This window comes from Pseudomonas sp. GYB4201 (assembly GCF_056312595.1).
In genome coordinates this window covers 14,444-34,198 of the sequence record NZ_JBWGIG010000042.1, presented here as the reverse complement: position 1 = coordinate 34,198, position 19,755 = coordinate 14,444, and the positions used below count along the sequence as shown (strand labels likewise).

The window sequence follows — 19,755 nt, the reverse complement described above, 5'->3', positions numbered from 1 at the left end:
CCATGCGGTGCTGATTTTGTCAAAGTTGACCTGCTGTCCCAAGGGGAGTGGGAGGCGGCATCCGCGTATTAAATGGGCAGAGCGACCGCGTGGCAAGCTGCCGAAGGCTGACTCTTGCAACGCGGTGTGCCAGGGCGGCGCCCTTGGACGCGGCCTGCGGCCGCTGCTACTAAGGACTACGAGGCGTGGGAGGCCATTGACTCGTCGAGGCTGTTCACCGCCACCCGCTCCACCAGCGCCAAGGCATCGATCAGGCTCAACGGCCGCCCCAGCAGGTACCCCTGCACCTTGTTCGCCCCCAGCAACCGCAGAGCATCCAGCTCCGACTGGGTTTCCACCCCTTCGGCGACGATGGTGCTGCCGGTCTCGCGGGCAAAGGCGATGAGCGCCGAGGCCATGGCGCGTTTCTGGGGGTCGTGGTCGATGCCCTGGGTCAGGCTCATGTCCAGTTTGATCATGTCCGGGCGCAGTTGCAGGATGTGGCGCATGCTGGCGTAGCCGGCGCCGGCGTCGTCGATGGCGACGCGCACGCCGTTCTGGCGCAGGGGCTTGAGGGCCTTGAGTAGCCCGGTGTAGTCATTGACGATGGCGTGCTCGGTAATTTCCAGCACCAGGCGGCTGGCCGGGCACGGGCTGAGCAGGTCGGTCAGGCGGCCGCTGAGCATCAATTGCGGCGAGCAGTTGATGGTCAGGTAGGTGCCCGAGGGCAGCGCGTCCATGCCCTTGAGGGCGGCGGCGATGGCGTGACACTCCAGCTCCACGCCCAAGCCGGCCTCGGCGGCTTCCTTGAACCATTGGTCCGGGCTGCGCACCGGTTCCAGGTTGAAGCGCGACAGGCACTCCCAGCCGCAGATGCTCATGCCCTGGAAATCGAAGATCGGTTGGTAGACGATGCCCGGCTGCTGGCTGGCCAGCACCGCGGAGATGCGCCGGTGCTTGGCCACGCGGTCACGCACCAGGGTCAGGTCGCCCTCGATGCGGTCGGCGATCAGCTCGGCAAACACCTTCATCACCAGCAGGTCGCGCTGGCCCAGGCTGCTGTCGGCGCTGTAGCCAAAGCAGCAGAAGGTGCCGTACAGCCGGCCGTCGCTCAGGTAAATAGGCACGCTCATGTGCGAACCGATGGGCAGTGCCAGGGTTTCCGGGATGGCCAGGGCCTCGGGCACCTCGCCGGTGTTGGCGATCAGCTCGGGCAAATCGCCCTCCACCACCTTCAGGCAGTAGCCCACGTCCAGCGGCAGCGCATCGCCCGGCCGGATCGGGCCATCGCCGTCGGTGTCGACGTGGATGAACACCCGGTCACTGGTGCGAAACTGCGAGACGAACGCCACGTCCATGCCCAGATGGGTGCGCAACGCCCGCAACACCTTGTCGATACAACCCGTGCCCGTCGGTGCCTCGGATTTCAGGCTTACCACGCTGGCAAGCTGTGTGGCTGACATGTCCATGACGGCCTCCTTGATCCCTGGATCCCAAGATTCTAGGACTGTGACCTCGGAATTTCGCCGACCGCTCGGCGCTTCCTGACGAAATGCAAGGGAAATGCGAAAGGTGTCACAAAACGTTTAACCCTGCGTGAGGACTTGGCGAACGGCCGCGGCCGACACTGGCCCCATGATTCGGCCCACCAGGAGCGCCACCATGCAATCCAGACGATGGTTTTTGATCCAGGCCGCGGCAGTGACCTCGCTGGCCGCCTACGCGCTGATGAGCGGCCGCATGCGCCTGGCCATGGCGGCGGACAGCACGCCGGGCGAGACCTTCGCCGTGCAGCACAGCGATGAACAGTGGCACCAGCTGCTCAGCGACGAAGCCTTCGACGTGCTACGCCGCGCGGGCACCGAGCGGCCCTACAGCAGCCCTTTGAATAACGAACACCGCAGCGGCCGCTTTGCCTGCGCGGGGTGCCAGCTGCCGCTGTTTTCCTCCAGCGCCAAGTTTGACAGCGGCACCGGCTGGCCGAGCTTTACCGCGCCGTTGCCGGGCGCGGTCAACGTCAGCCGCGACACCACCCTGGGCATGGAACGCAACGAGGTGCATTGCCACCGCTGCGGCGGGCACCTGGGCCATGTGTTCGACGACGGCCCGGCGCCGACCGGGCTGCGCTACTGCATGAATGGCGTAGCCATGGCCTTCACCCCCGGCACCGCATAACCCCGTAGCAGCTGCCGAAGGCTGCGTCCGCGGCATACCTGGCCTACCGCGGCGCCTGGGACGCGGCCTGGCGGCCGCTGCTACAAGGGGGCGGAGGCGCGGGAATCGCATTAGATGCGGGAATTACGGATAGAGCTCGTCCAGCACTTGCATCAGCGCCCGTTTGCGCGGGCTTTCCAGGCCGGTCCAGGCCACGCCGATGCCGGCGCCGCTCATGGCCAGCGCCAGCGGCCGGGTAACCACCCCGGCGGGCAGCGCCGACGCCGCGCCCGCCGGCACGATGCCCACGCCCAACCCCGCTGCCACCAGCGCCAGCAAGGTGGTGAACTCGCCCATCTCCCGGGCAATGGTCAACGTCACCTTGCGCCGATGAAAGCCCACCAGCATCTGGTCATGCAGCCCCGGCGCGTACTTGCGCGCCAGCACCAGCGCCGGGCGCCCGGCCAGGTCCTGGGGCTGGAGGCGGCGTTGGGCGCACAGCGGGTCGGCGGCCGGCAGTGCCACCACCAGCGACTCCTCGAACAGCATCCGCGTGTGCACCCCGGGCACGTTCAGCGGCAGGCGCACCAGGCCGAAATCCAGGGCGTTGTCCTGCAGCGCCCGGGCCTGCAGCAGCGAGGGCATGTCCTTGAGTTCCAGCTCGATGCGCGGGTAGCGCTGTTCCATCTGCCGCACCAGGTCGGGCAACAGTTGCGACAGCACCGACGACACGAACGCCAGGCGCACCACGCCCACCTCGCCGGCCGCCGCCTGTTGCAACACCTCGCGCGCGCGCCCGGCCTGGCGCAGGGTGGCCAGGGCCTCGGGCAGGAACAACGCGCCCTCCTCGGTCAGTTCCACGCCATGGCGGTCGCGCTCGAACAGCTGCGCGCCGACGTCCTCTTCCAGCGCGCGAATCTGCGCGCTCAAGGCCGGTTGCACGATGTGCAGGCGCTCGGCCGCGCGGCCGAAATGCAGTTCCTCGGCCAGGGCCGCAAAGGCCCGCAAGTGTTTGAGTTCCACACAGCCTCCGTTGCTGGTGATCACGAACGGTGATCACGGCATCACCATAAACGATTGGCAGGCCCCGGCGATAGCGGTTGAAAGTAGTGCCATCCCTATTCCATAAATCCAATACCGGGAGACTCACATGACAGCAAGCTTTCGCCTGGACGGCCGGCGCGCGCTGATTACCGGCTCGGTACGCGGCATCGGCCTGGCCCTGGCCCGCGGCTTGGCCCAGGCCGGCGCCCAGGTGGTGCTCAACGGCCGCGACGCCGAGCGCGCCCAGGCCGCCTGCGCCTTGCTGCGCGACGAAGGCCTGGCCGCCGAATACGCGGTGTTCGACGTCGCCGACCACGACGCCAGCGCCCAGGCCATCGATGCCCTGGAACAGCGCCTGGGCGCTATCGACATTCTCGTCAACAACGCCGGCATCCAGCACCGCCAGGCCCTGCAGGACTTCAGCAGCCAGGACTGGCACCGGCTGATGAGCACCAACCTCGACGGCGTGTTCAACGTGTCCAAGGCCGTGGCCCGGCACATGATCGCGCGCCAGCACGGCAAGATCATCAACATCGCCTCGGTGCAGAGCGAACTGGCCCGCCCGTCCATCGCCCCCTACGCCGCCAGCAAGGGCGCGGTGCGCATGCTCACCCGCGGCATGTGCGCCGACTGGGCCGGCCATGGCCTGCAGATCAACGCCCTGGCCCCCGGCTACTTCCGCACCGAACTGAACCAGGCTTTGGCCGACGACCCGGCGTTCGACGACTGGCTGGTGAAACGCACCCCCGCCGGGCGCTGGGGCAAGGTCGAGGAGCTGTGCGGCGCCGCCGTGTTCCTGGCCTCGCCCGCCGCCGACTTCATCAACGGCCAGACCCTGTTCGTCGACGGCGGCCTGACCAGCGTCGTCTGACCCACTTTTTCCAAGGATGCCACCATGCCTCAATCACTCCCTACCCTGTGCGGCTCGATCATGGGTTCGCCGTTCTCGCTCTCGGCGAAGATCCACAACGCTGCCTACGCTGCCCTGGGCCTGGACTACACCTTCGTGTGCTTCGGCGTCGAAGACCCGGTGGCCGCCGTCGGCGCCATCCGCACCCTGGGCGTGCGCGGCATGAACGTGTCCATGCCCTACAAGCAGGCGGTCATGCCGCACCTGGACGCCATCGATGAATCGGCCCAGGTGATTGGCGCGGTCAACACCATCAACAACGTCGACGGCGTGCTCACCGGCTACAACACCGACTACCTGGGCGCCGTGCGCGCGCTGCAGGAAGTCACCCGCCTGAACGACAAGCGCATCGCCGTGATCGGTGCCGGTGGCGCCGCCCGCGCGGTGGTCTACGGCTGTGTGAAAGCCGGCGCCCAGGTCACCGTGTTCAACCGCAGCGCCGAGCGCGGCAGCGAGCTGGCCCAGTCGTTGAAAGCGCGCTGGGGCGGTGCGGTGGAGCGTTTCGACGCCAAGGCCTTCGACATCGTCATCAACGCCACCTCGGTGGGCTTCAAGCAGCCCGACAGCAACCCGCTGGACGGCCGCCTGCAAAGCCACCTGATCGTCATGGACGTGGCCTTCATGCCGGTGCAGACCGCGCTGCTGCGCCAGGCCCGCGCCCTGGGTTGCGGCACCGTGGCAGGCACGCGCATGCTGGTGCACCAGGCGTGCCGGCAGATCGAGCTGTACACCGGCCACGACGCGCCCATCGATGTGATGGAGCAGGCCATGCTCCAGGAAATCCAGCGGTTGAACCTGTAACCCATCCCGGTTGCCTATCAATAACAAGACGCCATGAAGGCGCCTGGAGGAACGAACATGACCCACGCCCGCTCCCCGTCCGACACCGCTGAACCGGTTGACCCGCAGGTGAAGAAAGACCTGCACCGCGCCGCCTGGGCCTGTTCCCTGGGCAGCGCCCTGGAGTACTACGACTTCGCCCTGTACACCCTGGCGTCGGCGCTGATCTTCGGGCCGCTGTTCTTCCCCGAACAGACCCGCGCCATGAGCCTGATCGCCAGCTTCGGCACCTACTTCCTCGGCTTTGCCATCCGCCCCCTGGGCGGCGTGCTGTTCGGCATGATCGGCGACCGCGTGGGGCGCAAGTTCGTGCTCTCGGCCACGGTGCTGCTGATGGGCGTGTCCAGCACCCTGATCGGCGCCCTGCCCACCTTTCACCAGGTGGGCTACCTGGCGCCGGTGCTGCTGGTGGTGCTGCGCCTGCTGCAAGGCCTGGGCGCCGGTGCCGAGCAGGCCGGCGCGGCGGTGATGATGACCGAGTACGCGCCCAAGGGCCGTCGCGGCTTCTACGCCGCGCTACCGTTCCTGGGCATCCAGTTGGGCACCATCATGGCCGCCCTGGTGTATTTCCTGGTGGTCAGCGGCAACGACAACATCACCCAGACCAACCTGTGGCGCGTGCCGTTCTTCATCAGCGTGATCATCGTCGCGCTGGGCCTGTACATGCGCCTCAAGCTCAAGGAGTCGCCGACCTTCGTGCGCCTCAAGGCGTTGAAGCGTGAATGCGCCAACCCGCTGAAAAGCGCCATGACCCACTCCAAACCGACCCTGCTGCTGGGCATCGGCCTGCGCCTGGCGGAAAACGGCGGTTCGTCCATCTACCAGGCCCTGGCGGTGAGCTACATCGTCGGCGTGGTCGGCCTCAAGGGCCCGGTGGGCGTGCTGACGCTGATCTGCGCCGCCAGCCTGGGCGCGCTGACCGTGCCCATCGCCGGCAAGCTCAGCGACCGCTTCGGCCGCGTGGTGGTGTACCGCGCCTTCGCCCTGCTGCAACTGGCGCTGGCGTTCCCGGTGTGGTGGGTGCTGAGCCTGGGCAATATCGTCGCCAGTATCGTTGCCATCTCCATCGCCCTGGGCATTGGTACCTGGGGCATGTTCGGCACCCAGGCAGCGCTGATGCCCGAGCTGTTTGGCTCACGCCACCGCTACATGGGCGTGTCGATTGCGCGGGAAGTGTCGGCGGTGATCGCCGGCGGCATCGCGCCGATGATTGGCGCTGGCATCATCGCCGTGGTCATGGCCACCCATGAAGGCGACAGCAACGCCGGCATCGGCGCCTGGGTGCCGATTGCCTGCTACCTGGCGCTGCTGACCGCGACCACGCTGTACACCACGTTCAAGACCCCGGAAACCCTGAACCGCGACCTGGATGAACCGCGTGACGCGTGGGAAGTGGCGAAGGCCGATGAAGCGGTAAAAGAACACCACCACGCCGCCACCGCTAACCCGTAGCAGCTGCCGCAGGCTGCGTCCTGCACCAGCGCGGAAGGGCCGAGACGCGGCCTGTGGCCGCTGCTACAGGGTTTGGGGGGCGAGCACGTCGCCTAGCCAGGCGTTGAGGTCCTCGATTTCGGTCTTGCTGATGGAGTGTTTCAAGTCGGCATAAGCGTGGAAGTCCGGCTCCAGGCCCAGCTCATGCAAAATGCGCTGGGCCTCGCTGGCGTCGGTGAACGGCACCTGCGGGTCGTCCACGCCATGGCCGATGAAAATCGCCAGCGACTTCAGCGCCGGGTCCGGCTTCAGTTCGCTGCGCAGTACCGGCAGGATCTTGCCACTCAACACCGCAATGCCCCGTACCGCCTGCGGTTCGCGCAGGCCCAGCTCGTAATTCATGATGGCGCCCTGGCTGAAACCGATCAGCACCACCTTCGACTTGTCGGTGTGGTACTTGGCCACGGCCTGGCTGATGAAGTCCTTGAGCGCCTGGCGGCTGCTGGCCAGGTCCGCGGTAACGCCGTCGTAGGGGCCGTCGCCCTGGCGGTGGAACCACTGGTAGCTGCCCTCTTCCAGGGTCTGCGGCGCGCGCACCGACAGGTAGGTGTAGCCGTCGGGCAGCGAGTCTTTCAGCTCGAACAGGTCGGCCTCGTTGCTGCCGTAGCCATGCAGGAAAATCACCAGCGGCTTGTCGCGCGTGACTGTCGGTGCCTGCTCCAGGTATTTCAGCGGCAGGTCGGTGTGCAGCACAGGGTCGGCGGCGTGGGCCAGGCCCGACACCAGCAACAGCGCAAGGGCCATTCGTTTGATCATGGAGTCTCCGATTTAACTGCGCAGAAGGCAGCGGTCGTATAAGGGACAGTGACTTCGGCCTTGCCGGCCAGCAGAGGTTCACTGGCGATCAACGCGCGCACCTGGGCGTCCACCGCTTCGCGCTGGGCAGCGGGCAGCCCGGCGATGAAACTGGTGGAGCGCACGCGGTCGACGATCACCGTGTCGGGGCTGCCGGTGTGGCCGTTGCCAAAATGGGCTTCCTGCAACGCGCTGAAGCCGGGCGCGGGGAACACCTGGCGCCAGGCGCCGCTGTAGTAGCGCGGCGTGTCGCCTTCGTAGTGGTTGACCAGCGTATCGAGGCGCGCCACCCACGGCACGCTGTTGTCGCGCAGGTTCCACACCAGGCCCAGGCGGCCGCCGGGCTTGAGCACGCGGCGGATCTCGGCCAGGGCTTCGGGGGTGGCGAACCAATGGAACGACTGCGCGCACACCACCGCGTCCAGGGAGGCATCGGGCAGCGGGATGGCGTCGGCGCGGCCGTCCAGCGCCTGCACGTGGCCATAGCTGGCGTGCAGTTTCTCGCGCATGGCCGGCACCGGTTCCACCGCCACCACGCGGGCGCCGGTGGCCAGCAGCCGCGGGGTGAACTTGCCGGTGCCGGCGCCCAGGTCCAGCACCGTGCTGCCGGTGTGCAGGCCCAGGGTGTCGCGCAGCCAGGCATCCAGCGCCGGCGGGTAGTCCGGGCGGCCGCGAGCGTAGGTGTCGGCGGTGGCCTGGGTGTCGTAGCCTTCGGCGGCGTGGTGAATGCTCATGGTGCGCCCCTGCTGGATGAGAAGTGCATCATCATAGGCTGCGGCTGCGCATCACACCAAATCCCGTAGCAGCTGCCGCAGGCGGCGTCCGCAAACACCGTGTGGCGGCAATGACGCAGCCTGCGGCAGCTGCTACGGGGCGCTGCGGCCGGCGAAGCGCTTGCGGTACTCGGCGGGGCTTACGCCCACGGCCTTGCTGAACGCGCGGCGCAGGGTGTCGGCGTTGGCGAAGCCGCAGTGGGCGGCCACCTGCTTGGGGGTTTCATGGCCCTGTTCCAGGCGTTCGCGGGCGGCCTGAATGCGGGCCTGCTCGACCCAGCTGGCCGGGGTTTCGCCGACCTCTTGGTGGAACAGCCGGGCAAAGTGCCGCGGGCTGAGGCCGGCGCGCTCGGCCAGGGCCTTGATGCTGTGGTCTTCGGCCGGGTGCGCGGCCACGTAGCGCTGCACCTCTTGCAGCGCCGAGCGCCCGGCTGGCAGCGACTCGCCCTTGCGGCTGAACTGCAACTGCCCGCCGGGGCGCTTGAAAAACATCACCAGTTGGCTGGCCACGCGCCGGGCGATGTCCTCGCCCAAGTCTTCCTCCACCAGCGCCAGCGCCAAGTCCAGGCCGGCAGTGACCCCGGCGGCGGTGCGCAGCTTGCCGTCGCGCACATGGATGGCGTCGGCGTCTACCTGCACCTGCGGGTAACGGCTGGCCAGCGCCGCGGCGGCCACCCAATGGGTGGTCACCCGGCGGCCGTCCAGCAGCCCCGCCGCTGCCAGCGCAAAGGCCCCGGTGCACACCGAGCCGAAGCGCCGTGCCTGGGGCGCGTGCAGGCGCAGCCAGTCCAGCAGCGCCTGGCTGAAATGCGCGTGCGGGGCATTGGGCGCGCCGGCCACCAGCAGGGTGTCGATACCGGCCAGGGCATGGTCGGTGCTGGTCTCGGGCAGCAGCCGGGTGCCCGATGAGCTGGTCACCGGGCCGCTGCCGCAGCCCACCAGCAGCAGCCGGTAGCGCTCGCGGCCGGCCTCGCGGTTGGCCTCGGCGAACACGTCCAGCGGGCCGCTGACGTCGAGCAGTTGCACGTTGGGCAAGGCCACCACGGCGATGGTGCGTACGGGAGTCATGACGGCGTCCGCTTGGGAAGGGAAATGGCAGTATATGACGTATTACGCCAATTGAGGCCATACCCCGACCAGCTGATACTGGCCTCACCCCCACCCCTGCTTGCGGAGACACCCCATGACCTTCAGCCTCGACGACATCAAGATCCCCGACACCGCCATGGCGCGGGAAATCACCGAACTGGTGCGCGACACCGAGTCGGACCTGCTGTTTCACCACTCCAGCCGCGTGTACTACTTCGGCGCCCTGGCCGGCCGCAAGCGCGGGCTGAAGTTCGACGCCGAACTGCTGTACGCCGGCTGCATGTTCCACGACATGGGCCTGGTGCACCAATGCAGCAGCGCCTGCGAGCGCTTCGAGGTGGACGGCGCCAACGCCGCCCGCGACTTCCTCAAGGGCCACCACATCAACCAGCACGACATCGACACCGTGTGGACCGCCATCGCCCTGCACACCACCCCCGGCATCCCCCAGCACATGCACCCGGTGGTGGCGCTGGTGACCGCGGGCGTGGAGATGGACGTGCTGGGCCTGACCTACCCGCAGTACAGCGACGCCGAACGCGACGCCATCGTCAGCGCCCACCCGCGCAGCGCGCAGTTCAAGGAAGACATCATCCAGGCGTTCTACGACGGCATCAAACACAAGCCCGAGACCACCTTCGGCAACGTCAAGGCCGACGTGCTGGCCAGCAAGGACCCGCTGTTCCAGCGCGGCAACTTCTGCGAGGTGATTCGCGGGTCGGCGTGGAAGGCGTGAATCGCGGACGCGGCCGCCGGCCGCTGCTACGTAGCAGCGGCCCTAAGGCCGCGTCCAGCCGCACCACCCTTCGCCAGCCTGGCCCGATACGCCCCCGGCGCCACGCCGGTAAGGCGCCGGAAGATAATGCGGAACGTCGCCGGGTCCTGGTAGCCCACGCTCCAGGCCACCTGGTCGACGCTGTCGCGGGTCCACTGCAGCAACTCCCGCGCAGTATTCACCCGCAACTGCTGGCAGTACTGGGTGGGCGACAACCCGGTGGCCGCGCGAAAGCGTCGCAGCAAGGTGCGCGCCTCAAGCCCCGCCTGGGCCGCCATGGCCGCCGCGCTCACGCCCAGGGCGCCGTTGGCCTGCAGCCAATGCTGCAGCTTCAGCACCTGTGCATCGCCGTGGTCCAGCACCGGCGCGAAATACCCCTCGCCCTGCAACGGCGCCGCCACCGCCAGGAAGTGCGCAGTCTGCCGCGCAATGTCAGCCCCCAGCAACCGCGCCACCAGGCGCAGGCCCAGGTCGGTCCAGGCCATCAGGCCGGCGCTGGTCAGCAGCTCGCCATCGTCGATGATTGGCACTTCGCTGTGCACCCGCACCGCCGGAAAACGCGCGGTGAATTCCGCTGCCTGGCTGGCATGGGTGGTGGCGCGGCGGCCGTCCAGCAGGCCTGTGTCGGCCAACAGGAACGCGCCGATGCACACCGCGCCCAGCACCGCGCCGCGAGCGTGTTGCTGCAGCAGCCACGGGCGGCAAGCGGCGACGGTGTCGGTGCTGGGCAAGCTGCCCAGCGACGGCGGTATCACCACCACGGCCGGGCTGCCGGCTGCATCATCGCCAGGCTGCCACTGGCTGACCTGCAAGGCCGCGCGGCCGCAGGCCTGGCCCAACCGGCTGGCCACGGCGAACAGGTCGACCAGCCCGTGCACGGCCGCCGCTTGGGCGCCGGGGTACACCAGCAGGGTGATTTCATGTGTGTCGGCCATGGCCGCCGGGCTCCAGGGTTGCATTGCAGCCTTCACGATATCAGCCCTGGGCCAGGAACGCCTCGGTCGCCAGCAGTTGCGCGTAGCCGAACGCCAGCGCCGCCATGGCCCCGGCGTGCACCTGGGCGGCCGGTACGGTGTGGCCATCGAAGACCAGTTCGCGGGTGGCGCAGGCGTCGTGCAGCACGGCAACCCCATAACCCAGGTCCGCCGCCGCGCGGCCGGCGGCTTCGATGCACATGTGGCTCATGGCGCCCACCAGCACCAGTGACTCGATGCCCTGCTGGGCGAGCACGGCGTGCAGCTCGGTCTCACGAAAGCTGTTGGGGTAGTGTTTGACGATCACCGGCTCGTTGGCCGCGGGGGCCACCGCGCCGTGAATCTGCGCGCCCGGGGTGCCGGGGCGGAAGAACGGCGCATCGGCCGCCAGGGATTCGTGACGCACGTGGATGACCGGCTTGCCGGCCTGGCGGAACGCTGCCAGGACCCGGGCGGCATTGGCGGCGGCCGGCTCGATGTTGTCCAGCGGCCACAGGCCGTTGGCGAAGTAATCGTGCTGCAGGTCGATGAGGATCAGGGCTTGCTTGCTCATGGGGACGGCTCCTTGGAAGAGCGCCCAGTTTGCGCGCTGGCGACGGGCAGCGGGATAGGCGCAGCGGACAACCACCGAGGGTTTTCGGACACGCCCTTTTTCGCATAACTGCTGTGCCGCCCGGGCGGTTAATCTCGCGGCACGCCGTTCGTATAGTGGCCTCACTTCCTCACAACAAGAGCCATGCCCATGAACAGCGCCGTGAAGCCCGATGCCACCCTGGACGCCGAGTACTTCGAGTACAGCAAGGCGGCCAACCCCATCAGCGCCAAGCTGATCAGCCGCGTGCCCTACCACAGCTTCCCCGCCGCCCTGTGCGCCGACGGCCCGTCGCGGGTGGTGCCGCTGGACCTCAGCGAGGCGCTGGGCTGCCAGGGGCCGGCCACCGGCCCCGGCCTGTGCGCCCATTTCATTCGCCTGAACGCCGGCGACAGCCTGCGCCTGGCGCCCACTGCCACCTCCCAGGTGCTGTACGTGATTGCCGGCGACGGCCAGTTGCAGCAGGGCGACAGCCAGTTCGCCTGGAACACCGGCTGCTTCATCGCCCTGCCCGGCCTGCAGCCCACCGTGCTGACCGCCCGCGCGGACAGCCGCTTCTACTACGTGCACGATGAGCCGCTGCTGCGCTACCTGGGCGTGCGCCCGGCCGAGGATCGCTTCACCGCCACCCTGTACCCCGCCGAGGTGGCCAACACCAAGCTGCGCGAGGCTGCCGATGACCCGCGCGCCCAGGACCGCAGCCGCATCAGCATCCTGCTGGGCAACCGCCACTTTCCCCAGACCCGCACCGTCACCCACGTGTTGTGGGCCATGTACGGCATTCTGCCGGCGGGTTCGGTGCAGAAGCCCCATCGCCACCAGTCCATCGCCCTGGATTTCATCATCGATGCGCCCCAAGGTTGCTACACCCTGGTGGGCACCGAGCTGGACGACGACGGCCAGATCCGCAACCCCACCCGCGTGGACTGGACCCCGGGCCTGGCCTTCGTCACCCCGCCCGGCTACTGGCACGCCCACTACAACGAGTCGGGGCGCGAGGCCTACCTGATCCCGATCCAGGACGCCGGCCTGCAGACCCACCTGCGCGCCCTGGACATCCGCTTCAGCTGAGCCAGTACGGCGGCGTGCCGATGCGCTCGAGCATGAAGTCGATGAAGCTGCGCACCTTCGACGAGACGATGCGCTTGGGCGGGTAGACGAACCACAACGCCGCCTCGGCGTCGGCGACCTGCCAGTCTGGCAGCCAGCGTTGCAGGGCGCCGCTGCGCAGGCCGTCGGCGGCCAGCCACAGCGGCAGCAGGGCCACGCCCAGGCCCTGCTCGGCGGCCAGGCGCCGGGCGTCCAGGTCATTAAGGCGCAGCGCGCCTTGCAGGGTGACCGTCGCGTGCTGGTCGCCCTTGCGCAGCACCACTTCCTCACGGCTGCCCAGTATCGCCGGGAAATCACCCAGCGCTGCCGGGGCTGTCGGTGGCGCGGCGAAGCCCTTGGCCGCGCATAGCACCCACTGCTGATCGGCGATTCGGCGCGCCTTGAGGCCAGAGTCGGGCAAGGTGCCGATGCGGATCGCCAGGTCCATGCCGGCGTCGATCAGGTTGACCCGCGCCTCGTCCAGCACCAGCTCCACGCGAATGTCCGGGTAGCGCTGCAGGAAGTCGCCCAGCCAGGGCAGCACATGGTGGCGGGAGAAGGCCGGTGGCACGCTGACCTTGAGCAGGCCGCGCGGTTGCTGGTTGAGCGCCGAGGTGGCGGCGCGCGCCTGGTCCAGTTCCGCCAGCACGCGGCGGGCATGGTGCAGGAAGGTCTGGCCGCCCTCGGTCAGATGCAGGGTGCGAGTGGAGCGGTTGAACAGGGCAATGCCCAGGTCGTGCTCCAGCTCCTTGATGTAGCGCGACACCGTCGACGCCTTGATATTCAGGCGTTCGGCGGCGCGGGAGAAGTTGTTGCCGTCGGCGGCCTCGACGAAGGCGGTGAGTGCGGCGAAGTAATCCACGGGCAATTCCCATCAGCCGGGGTTGGCATCTGGATAATACACCACCCGGCCCCCGTAGCCGCGGCCGCCAGGCTGCGCTGGCCATCGTTTACGCTGCACATCCCCAGCGTGGCGTGGGGCCAGCGCAGCCTGCGGCAGCGGCTACGGGATTGCGGTTGGTTCGGAATCAACGATTGCGGCGGCGCCAAAGGACTATCAGGCCCAGCAGCACCAGCACCGCAATCACCATCGCCGGCACAATGTACGGCTGCACCACCGCCAGCAACGGCTTCTCGCCGCCCTGGCGCGCAATCATCACGTCATGGGCGCTGATCTCGTGGGACGGGTTGCCGAAGTTGCGCAGCACGTAGTTGGCGATGTCGGCGACCTGCTGGTCGTTCAACTGCGCCACGTAGCTGACCTCGTCGAAACGGGGCATCAGCACATGGTGCCCGGCTTCCTGGCGGTCGACGCCGTAGAGAATCGCGGCGATCAGGTTGGCCGAGTTGGCCATGCCGGTGGCGGTGTTGTGGAACAGGGACGGGTAGGCCTGGTTGGCACTGCCCTGCCCGCCCGGCTGGTGGCAGCTGGCGCAGTAGCCGCTGTACAGCTGGGCGCCGGTCTTCACGCTGTCATGGGCATTGGACGGGGCCGTGCCGCGCACCTGGTCTTCGCCGCTGTGCTTGGCGCCGAACTCGTAGGCGGGGCGCACTTCGCCTTCGCTGCGCACCGGCGCAGTGCTTTTCAGGTAGGCGGCGATGGCCGCCAGGTCGCTGTCGGGCAGGAACTGCAGGCTGTTCTGCACAGCCTCGGCCATGCCGCCGGCGGCCTGGTTCTTGCCCTCGGCGTGGCCGGTGCGCAGGTATTGCACCAGCTCGTCGTTGCTCCAGCCGCCGATGCCGCTGACCTTGTCGGAGGTGATGTTGGGTGCGTACCAAGGCCCCACCATGCCGCCGGACAGGGCCTTGTCCTTGATCTCGGCCATCAGCGGGTTGCGCGGGGTGTGGCAGGCGCCGCAGTGCTCCAGGGTGTTGGTCAGGTACTCGCCGCGCACCAGTTCCGGGGTGGGCATGGGTGCTGGCGTGGCGGTGCGGCTGTCGAGGAACAGCAGGTTCCAGCCGGCCATGGACAGGCGGATGTTGAACGGGAAGTTCAGCGCCGTGGTCGGCGCCGGGGTGTCCACCGGCTGCACCGCGTGCATGAAGTAGGCATAAAGGGCCGCCACGTCACTGTCGCTCATGTGCACGTAGGAGGTGTACGGCATGGCCGGGTACAGGTAGCTGCCATCGGCGCGCACGCCGTCGCGCACCGCATGGGCGAACTGCGCCTCGGTGTAGTGGCCGATGCCGGCCGTTTTCGACGGCGTGATGTTGGTGGAGTAGATCGAGCCGAACGGCGAGTTGATCGCGTAGCCGCCGGCGAACGATTTGCCGCTGTCGGGCACGGTGTGGCAGGCCATGCAGTCGCCGGCCACCGCCAGGCGGCGGCCCTGCTCTTCCTGGGACAGCACGCCGCCCACCGGCGTGACTGCCGGCGCCGGTACGGTTTCTTCAGCCTGGGCCAGGCCACTGGCCGCCAGCAGTGCCACCAGCAGGTGGGCTTTGATCGAGAAAGTCATTCGCTCAACCCCGCGCCAGTGCTTTGCTCATGTCGTCGGCGGCCTTGATCGCCAGCGCCGCCATGGTCAAGGTGGTGTTGACGACACTGGCCGAAGCCATGGCGCCGCCACCGGGCAGCCACAGGTTGGCGTGGTCGTGGGTGCGGCAGTCGCCGTTCACCACCGAATCGCGCGGGTCCTTGCCCATGATGGTGCCGCCCATGATGTGGTTGTTGGCGTTGAGGCTGGTGGTGATGTTGAACTCGGTGGCGCCGAACAGGCTGCCGATGTGTTCCAGCTGCGCATGCGCCGCCTCGGCGCCCTTGCGTACGTAGTCGCCGACGTCGTAGTAGATGTCCGGGCAGGCCAGGCCGTGGGGGTCCTTGCGGGTGGTGCTCAGGGTCAGGCGGTTGTTGGGGTCCGGCAACGGCTCCAGGCTGATCGACAGGTCGACGCCGTGGGTGGAACGGCGGCGGATCTCGGCCTCCAGCGCCTTGCCCACCAGGCCCATGGCCAGGGCCTGCTCGGTGGCCTTGGCGACCTGGGTGATGTTGTTGAGGATCATCTTGTTGGCCGAGTACTTGGAGCGGAACTCGCCGTCACGCGGGCCGACGATGCAGCTGCTCTGCGCCGGGCCGCGGCCGATCCACAGCGGCTCGTTGGCAATGAACGAGCAGTGGAAGCCGGAGTGGTCCATCATGTTGCGCCCCACCTGGTCGGAGGAGTTGGCAATGCCGTGCGGGTTGCGCTCGTTGGCTGCCAGCAGCAACAGGCGCGGGGTTTCCAGGGCGTTGCAGGCCAGGGCGAAGACCTTGCCGCTGGCCTTGTGCGACTTGCCGTCGGGGCTCAGCCAGTGCACGGCGGTGACGCGGTTGCCCTCGTCGGTGTCGATCTTGTAGACCACCGCCTCGGTCAGCGCCAGGGCGCCATTGCGCTCGGCTTCCTCGATGGTGTGGATGGCGTTGTACATGGCACCGATCGGGCAGATCGGCTGGCAGTTGTTGTTGCCACAGCAGGTCGGCCGGCCTTTCCACGGGCGCGTGCTGCGGCCCTGGGGAATGGGGATGTGGTTGTAGCCGTGGGCGTTGACCACCTCGGCGAAACGCTTGTCGCCGTAGCCCCACGGCACCATGTCCATGGGGTATGGCTGGCTGCGCTCGCGCGGGCTCTGCATGTCCGGATCGCTGGGGCCTGCCACGCCCATGGCTTCCTCGGCACGGCAGTAATAGGGTTCCAGCTCGTCATAGCTGATGGGCCAGTCGCGGCCCACGCCGTATTCGGACTGCATGCGCATGTCCACCGGCAGGTGGCGCCAGCACGACGCCGCCCAGTGCCAGGTGGTGCCGCCCAGGGTGCGCAGGTAGCCCTGCTGGAAGCTGCTGCCGCTCGGGCCGCTGAGGCCCACGTAGTTGTTCTTCGGGAAGTACAGCGGCGCCGGCGCGTGCTCGGCCTGCGGGTACAGGCCCTGGAAGTCGGAGCCGATGCGGTTGTCGAACGGCATGTTGCGCCAGTTCTCCACGGCCTGGGCGCGCTGGATGCGCAGGCCCGCTTCGAGGATCAGCACCGAGTGCCCTTCGGCCACCAGCTGGTTGGCGATCAGCGCCCCGGCCACGCCGGAACCTACCACCACCACGTCGGCGGTCACGTCGCCATTGGCGTCAAATACGGGCTTTCTCATGCTGCGTTCCTCGGGCCATAGATGGATGCGTTCGCGTCAGGTACCGCGGCGGTCCACCACAGCGGGCCGTTGCCGCAGTAGGTGGGCACGATCAGCCCGTCACTGGCGGGGCGGTACATCAGCGCATCCTTGTAAGTAATCAGCACCGCGTCCTGGCCATGGCCAACGGTGCCCTTGAACCAGGCGGCCACCACGGCCAGCGCGGCGTCACCCTCGTTGATCCCCTTCGCCGCGGCCAGCAGCGCTTCGGCGCTGTCACGGTTGGCCGGCACGGCCGCCAGCTTGCACAACGCCGCCAGCGAACCGGCCATGGCCGGCTGCTTGGCAATCAGCGCGCGAGCAATGCGCCCGGCAATCAGCGGGTCGAGGTCGTCGTAACCGGTCAGCACCTGGGACACGGTGAAGAAGCCTTGCGCGTCCACGTCCGGCCCATCGGCCAGCGCCAGCGGCGACCAGCCTAGGGTGCTGGCCATGCCGGCCTGCACGGCGGCCACCGCCAGGGCGGTCAGCACGGTGCGGCGTTTGAGCGGCGCATGCCACGGGGAAGGTTGCGAAGGATCGGGATCAAGGGGTTGCATGGTTTTTTTCCTGTCAGGCAGTGCACGGCTGCGTCGAGCTCTGTTTTATCTGGTCTGAAACCGGTTTCAGACACACACCAAAAAAAACCTGCACGGGTCTCCGGGCAGGTCGTCCTTGGGGTGTGAGGTGGCATCCAGCCAGCTGCCGCGCGGTTGTGTGCGGCAGAGTGTCGCGAGTGTATAGGAAAGTGCCATCAGGCCAGGAAAGATTTGGTTACATATTCTGTAAAACATTGTTTTCAAAGGCGTAACAATTGCACCCATCGGTCTTAGGCCATGCGCCAAGGCCACCAACGCCGATCCATCAGGCCATGGCACGTTGCAACAAATGTAGATGCTGCCGCCAGGCTGCGTCGCGCCGCGCGGGCGGCGCTCGATCTCAAGCGCACCAAAACACCCAAGACCTGCACCTGCACGCCACACCGCGGTCCCGTAGCTGCTGCCTTCGTGTGCACTGGAGATCTACAGCGAGGCGCAGGGCCAGCGCAGCCTGACGGCAGCGGCTACGCGGACTTTTGCGGGGGGCCCCGGCGGCCGGTCGCAAAATTGCATCAAGGCCACCAGGCGCATGCCATTGCCTCTCCGGCGTCCTCAAGACCGAGCGCCGCCCGCGCGGCGCGACGCAGCCTGGCGGCAGCATCTACATTTGTTGCAACGTGCCATGGCCTGTGGGATTGGTGTCGCCAGCCTTGGTGTATGGCGCTACATAAGTAGCGCAGCCAAGAGGCCACCAAGAATGGCGCGGCCCACCGGCGGCAATCCCTGTTCGGCAACGGCCAGCTTCTGCCGCCCCACTTGGCGGTTCGCATGCCCGTTGCGCAAGCGCAAGCCCCGTATTCATTGGCCTTTGCGCCCTGCCCCAGCCCCTGGCACCCATCTTGCTGTAAATCCCCACCACCTACACTCAACAGGAGGTGAACGGTGATTATCAACAGTACCAACCGCACCACCGCAACAACCGTCACGCCGGCTATTGCGTCGCTGTCGTCGCAGCAGCCGGATCAATACACCACGATCGCCACCTCGGCCACGCCGGTAGCGGCGACGTCGAGCAGCACCGATTCGTCGTCGCAGTCCAGCACCGACAGCTCTTCGTACGACGAAGCCTTCGCCCGGATGATGGTGAATCTGAAGGCAGCGATGGCCAGCACCGTCGACGACGCCACCGCCACCCAGGCGGCGACGGCGTCGGTGGCTTCGGCCGTGGCGGCAGCGGACAACAGCGGCACGGCGACCAGCACCGCCGCCACGTCGGACTCGCAGGCCAATTCGGCCAGCGTGGCCATTGCCGCCTCCGACCTGTCGGGCAGCAGCACCACCACCGCGTCCTCCGCCGCCCAGGAGTTCTCGGACTACATGAGCCAGAGCGACGCGGAAAAAGCCCGCCAGCAGCTGACCGGGGTGACCAAGGAAGAGTACGACGCCATGACGCCGGAGCAAAAAGCCGAAGTCGACAAGAAGGTGGCGGACCTGACCAAGGAAAAGGCCCAGGTAGCGCAGCAGGACATCAATACCAAGATCGCCATGATCAAGTCCGAACTGGCGTGACCCCGTGCGCGGCGGCCGGGCAGTTCAGGCCCGCCGCGCCTCCGCGTGCTCGCGGATCACCTGGATCAGCGCGCGCAGCCCCGCCGGCGCATGCCGCCGCCCCGGGTAGTACAGGCACAGGCCATCGAGCGGTGGCGTCCACTCTTCCAGCACCCGCACCAGCGTGCCGGCGGCCAGGTCCGCGGCCACGTTCCATTCGGTCAGGTAGGCCAGGCCCAGCCCTGCCCGCGCTGCCGCCAACATCAATTCCGGCTCATCCAGGGTCACGGCGCCCTCGCCGTTGATGCGCAGGGTTTCACCGAAACGCTCGAACTCCCAGTGATACAGCAGGCCGCTGGGCAGGCGCGCGCGGATGCAGCGGTGCTGATGGAGTTCCAACGGCGTCCGGGGTGCCGCGTGGCGGGCGAAATACGCCGGGCTGCCGACCACGGCAAAGCGTTGCCGGTCGCCGAACGGCACGGCGATCATGTCCTGGGGCACGATGTCGTTGAGGCGGATGCCGGCGTCGAAGCCGTCGGCGACGATGTCCACCAGCCGCCCTTCGGTCACCAGGTCCAGGTGCATGGCCGGGTAGCGCTGCAGGAAGTCGATGAGCACTGGCATCACCTGCCGCGCCGCGCCCGCCGAGGTGTTCAGGCGCAGGGTGCCGGACGGCGTGGCGCCCAGGCTGCCGGCCTGGTCGATGGCGTCACGAATGGTCGATAGCGCCGGCGCCACGCTGTCGACGAACTGCGCGCCCGCCTGGGACAGCGACACACTGCGCGTGGTGCGGTTGAACAGGCGCACGCCCAGGCGCGCTTCCAGGCCGGCCACCGCGTAGCTGAGCGCCGAGGTGGACAGGCCCAGGTCCTGGGCGGCAGCACGGAAGCTGCGGTGGCGGGCCACGGCCAGCACGGCTTCGAGTTCGGCAAGGCCGGAGGTTTTCATTGTCCTGATTCACTCAATGATTCATCCACAATTGTACCGCTAGTCCGGGCAATGCGCCGCGCCTATGGTGGTTGCACCTAA

The 19,755-nt window shown here is 67.8% G+C and carries 19 protein-coding genes; 7 read left to right on the top strand and 12 right to left on the bottom strand.

What is annotated here, in order from left to right:
- Positions 1 to 176 precede the first annotated feature (176 nt).
- Complete coding sequence (locus AC0Z2B_RS27625; protein ID WP_476300889.1) at positions 177 to 1,448, bottom strand: sensor domain-containing phosphodiesterase; 1,272 nt, start codon at positions 1,446 to 1,448, stop codon at positions 177 to 179.
- Positions 1,449 to 1,641: 193 nt separating this feature from the next.
- Between AC0Z2B_RS27625 and msrB the strand changes: the two genes are divergently transcribed.
- Positions 1,642 to 2,154, top strand: coding sequence for a peptide-methionine (R)-S-oxide reductase MsrB (gene msrB / locus AC0Z2B_RS27620; RefSeq protein WP_473003217.1), 513 nt, complete (start codon positions 1,642 to 1,644; stop codon positions 2,152 to 2,154).
- A gap of 123 nt (positions 2,155 to 2,277) precedes the next feature.
- On the opposite strand, the gene AC0Z2B_RS27615 is transcribed toward msrB, so the two are convergent.
- Positions 2,278 to 3,156, bottom strand: a complete 879-nt coding sequence (locus AC0Z2B_RS27615; protein ID WP_476300886.1) for a LysR substrate-binding domain-containing protein — start codon at positions 3,154 to 3,156, stop codon at positions 2,278 to 2,280.
- A gap of 127 nt (positions 3,157 to 3,283) precedes the next feature.
- Between AC0Z2B_RS27615 and AC0Z2B_RS27610 the strand changes: the two genes are divergently transcribed.
- The 3 genes from AC0Z2B_RS27610 to AC0Z2B_RS27600 are packed head-to-tail and all read left to right on the top strand — an operon-like array spanning position 3,284 to position 6,379.
- A complete protein-coding gene (locus AC0Z2B_RS27610) occupies positions 3,284 to 4,048 on the top strand; it encodes a glucose 1-dehydrogenase (RefSeq protein WP_476300885.1) in 765 nt (254 codons plus the stop codon).
- A 24-nt stretch (positions 4,049 to 4,072) separates the two neighbouring features.
- Positions 4,073 to 4,888, top strand: coding sequence for a shikimate dehydrogenase (aroE, locus tag AC0Z2B_RS27605; protein WP_473003221.1), 816 nt, complete (start codon positions 4,073 to 4,075; stop codon positions 4,886 to 4,888).
- Between the two features lie 57 nt (positions 4,889 to 4,945).
- Positions 4,946 to 6,379 (top strand): MFS transporter, encoded by a 1,434-nt coding sequence (locus AC0Z2B_RS27600; protein ID WP_476300883.1) that lies wholly within the window; start codon positions 4,946 to 4,948, stop codon positions 6,377 to 6,379.
- Between the two features lie 63 nt (positions 6,380 to 6,442).
- Here the strand turns inward: AC0Z2B_RS27600 and AC0Z2B_RS27595 are convergent, their stop codons facing one another.
- The 3 genes from AC0Z2B_RS27595 to AC0Z2B_RS27585 form a co-directional block, all read right to left on the bottom strand.
- Entirely contained in the window at positions 6,443 to 7,174 is a 732-nt protein-coding gene (locus tag AC0Z2B_RS27595) for an alpha/beta hydrolase (protein ID WP_476300881.1), read from the bottom strand.
- On the bottom strand, positions 7,171 to 7,947 hold the full coding sequence (locus tag AC0Z2B_RS27590; RefSeq protein ID WP_476300879.1) for a class I SAM-dependent methyltransferase: 777 nt from the start codon (positions 7,945 to 7,947) through the stop codon (positions 7,171 to 7,173). The genes AC0Z2B_RS27595 and AC0Z2B_RS27590 overlap by 4 nt, the downstream gene beginning before the upstream one ends.
- 132 nt (positions 7,948 to 8,079) lie before the next feature.
- Complete coding sequence (locus AC0Z2B_RS27585) at positions 8,080 to 9,054, bottom strand: GlxA family transcriptional regulator (protein ID WP_476300877.1); 975 nt, start codon at positions 9,052 to 9,054, stop codon at positions 8,080 to 8,082.
- Between the two features lie 115 nt (positions 9,055 to 9,169).
- Here AC0Z2B_RS27585 and AC0Z2B_RS27580 point away from each other — a divergent pair, with 115 nt between their 5' ends.
- Complete coding sequence (locus tag AC0Z2B_RS27580; RefSeq protein ID WP_473003228.1) at positions 9,170 to 9,811, top strand: HD domain-containing protein; 642 nt, start codon at positions 9,170 to 9,172, stop codon at positions 9,809 to 9,811.
- A 26-nt stretch (positions 9,812 to 9,837) separates the two neighbouring features.
- Here the strand turns inward: AC0Z2B_RS27580 and AC0Z2B_RS27575 are convergent, their stop codons facing one another.
- Together AC0Z2B_RS27575 and AC0Z2B_RS27570 are read right to left on the bottom strand one after the other, a co-directional pair.
- On the bottom strand, positions 9,838 to 10,785 hold the full coding sequence (locus AC0Z2B_RS27575; RefSeq protein ID WP_476300876.1) for a GlxA family transcriptional regulator: 948 nt from the start codon (positions 10,783 to 10,785) through the stop codon (positions 9,838 to 9,840).
- Positions 10,786 to 10,825: 40 nt separating this feature from the next.
- Entirely contained in the window at positions 10,826 to 11,377 is a 552-nt protein-coding gene (locus AC0Z2B_RS27570; protein ID WP_476300874.1) for a cysteine hydrolase family protein, read from the bottom strand.
- Positions 11,378 to 11,566: 189 nt separating this feature from the next.
- Here AC0Z2B_RS27570 and AC0Z2B_RS27565 point away from each other — a divergent pair, with 189 nt between their 5' ends.
- Positions 11,567 to 12,487, top strand: coding sequence for a cupin (locus tag AC0Z2B_RS27565; RefSeq protein ID WP_476300872.1), 921 nt, complete (start codon positions 11,567 to 11,569; stop codon positions 12,485 to 12,487).
- Here the strand turns inward: AC0Z2B_RS27565 and AC0Z2B_RS27560 are convergent.
- The 4 genes from AC0Z2B_RS27560 to AC0Z2B_RS27545 all read right to left on the bottom strand — a co-directional run bounded on the left by AC0Z2B_RS27560 (position 12,480) and on the right by AC0Z2B_RS27545 (position 17,199).
- Entirely contained in the window at positions 12,480 to 13,367 is an 888-nt protein-coding gene (locus AC0Z2B_RS27560) for a LysR substrate-binding domain-containing protein (RefSeq protein ID WP_476300870.1), read from the bottom strand. The genes AC0Z2B_RS27565 and AC0Z2B_RS27560 overlap by 8 nt on opposite strands.
- A 166-nt stretch (positions 13,368 to 13,533) precedes the next feature.
- Complete coding sequence (locus AC0Z2B_RS27555; protein WP_476300868.1) at positions 13,534 to 14,964, bottom strand: c-type cytochrome; 1,431 nt, start codon at positions 14,962 to 14,964, stop codon at positions 13,534 to 13,536.
- 4 nt (positions 14,965 to 14,968) lie between these two features.
- A complete protein-coding gene (locus AC0Z2B_RS27550) occupies positions 14,969 to 16,621 on the bottom strand; it encodes a GMC family oxidoreductase (protein ID WP_476300866.1) in 1,653 nt (550 codons plus the stop codon).
- Positions 16,618 to 17,199, bottom strand: coding sequence for a sugar dehydrogenase complex small subunit (locus AC0Z2B_RS27545; protein ID WP_476300865.1), 582 nt, complete (start codon positions 17,197 to 17,199; stop codon positions 16,618 to 16,620). The genes AC0Z2B_RS27550 and AC0Z2B_RS27545 overlap by 4 nt, the downstream gene beginning before the upstream one ends.
- A 921-nt stretch (positions 17,200 to 18,120) precedes the next feature.
- On the opposite strand from AC0Z2B_RS27545, the gene AC0Z2B_RS27540 reads away from it, so the two are divergent.
- Entirely contained in the window at positions 18,121 to 18,747 is a 627-nt protein-coding gene (locus AC0Z2B_RS27540) for a hypothetical protein (RefSeq protein ID WP_476300864.1), read from the top strand.
- Positions 18,748 to 18,771: 24 nt separating this feature from the next.
- Here the strand turns inward: AC0Z2B_RS27540 and AC0Z2B_RS27535 are convergent, their stop codons facing one another.
- Positions 18,772 to 19,674: a LysR family transcriptional regulator gene (locus AC0Z2B_RS27535; RefSeq protein WP_476300862.1), complete on the bottom strand. Its 903-nt coding sequence runs from the start codon at positions 19,672 to 19,674 to the stop codon at positions 18,772 to 18,774.
- Positions 19,675 to 19,755 lie beyond the last annotated feature (81 nt).

Coding starts and splice junctions, on each gene's coding strand:
- AC0Z2B_RS27570 (WP_476300874.1), bottom strand. CDS start 11,377: ATGAGCAAGCAAGCCCTGATCCTCATCGACCTGCAGCACGATTACTTC.
- AC0Z2B_RS27585 (WP_476300877.1), bottom strand. CDS start 9,054: ATGACTCCCGTACGCACCATCGCCGTGGTGGCCTTGCCCAACGTGCAA.
- aroE (WP_473003221.1), top strand. CDS start 4,073: ATGCCTCAATCACTCCCTACCCTGTGCGGCTCGATCATGGGTTCGCCG.
- AC0Z2B_RS27595 (WP_476300881.1), bottom strand. CDS start 7,174: ATGATCAAACGAATGGCCCTTGCGCTGTTGCTGGTGTCGGGCCTGGCC.
- AC0Z2B_RS27550 (WP_476300866.1), bottom strand. CDS start 16,621: ATGAGAAAGCCCGTATTTGACGCCAATGGCGACGTGACCGCCGACGTG.
- AC0Z2B_RS27555 (WP_476300868.1), bottom strand. CDS start 14,964: ATGACTTTCTCGATCAAAGCCCACCTGCTGGTGGCACTGCTGGCGGCC.
- AC0Z2B_RS27545 (WP_476300865.1), bottom strand. CDS start 17,199: ATGCAACCCCTTGATCCCGATCCTTCGCAACCTTCCCCGTGGCATGCG.
- msrB (WP_473003217.1), top strand. CDS start 1,642: ATGCAATCCAGACGATGGTTTTTGATCCAGGCCGCGGCAGTGACCTCG.
- AC0Z2B_RS27625 (WP_476300889.1), bottom strand. CDS start 1,448: ATGGACATGTCAGCCACACAGCTTGCCAGCGTGGTAAGCCTGAAATCC.
- AC0Z2B_RS27565 (WP_476300872.1), top strand. CDS start 11,567: ATGAACAGCGCCGTGAAGCCCGATGCCACCCTGGACGCCGAGTACTTC.
- AC0Z2B_RS27610 (WP_476300885.1), top strand. CDS start 3,284: ATGACAGCAAGCTTTCGCCTGGACGGCCGGCGCGCGCTGATTACCGGC.
- AC0Z2B_RS27535 (WP_476300862.1), bottom strand. CDS start 19,674: ATGAAAACCTCCGGCCTTGCCGAACTCGAAGCCGTGCTGGCCGTGGCC.
- AC0Z2B_RS27580 (WP_473003228.1), top strand. CDS start 9,170: ATGACCTTCAGCCTCGACGACATCAAGATCCCCGACACCGCCATGGCG.
- AC0Z2B_RS27575 (WP_476300876.1), bottom strand. CDS start 10,785: ATGGCCGACACACATGAAATCACCCTGCTGGTGTACCCCGGCGCCCAA.
- AC0Z2B_RS27590 (WP_476300879.1), bottom strand. CDS start 7,947: ATGAGCATTCACCACGCCGCCGAAGGCTACGACACCCAGGCCACCGCC.
- AC0Z2B_RS27600 (WP_476300883.1), top strand. CDS start 4,946: ATGACCCACGCCCGCTCCCCGTCCGACACCGCTGAACCGGTTGACCCG.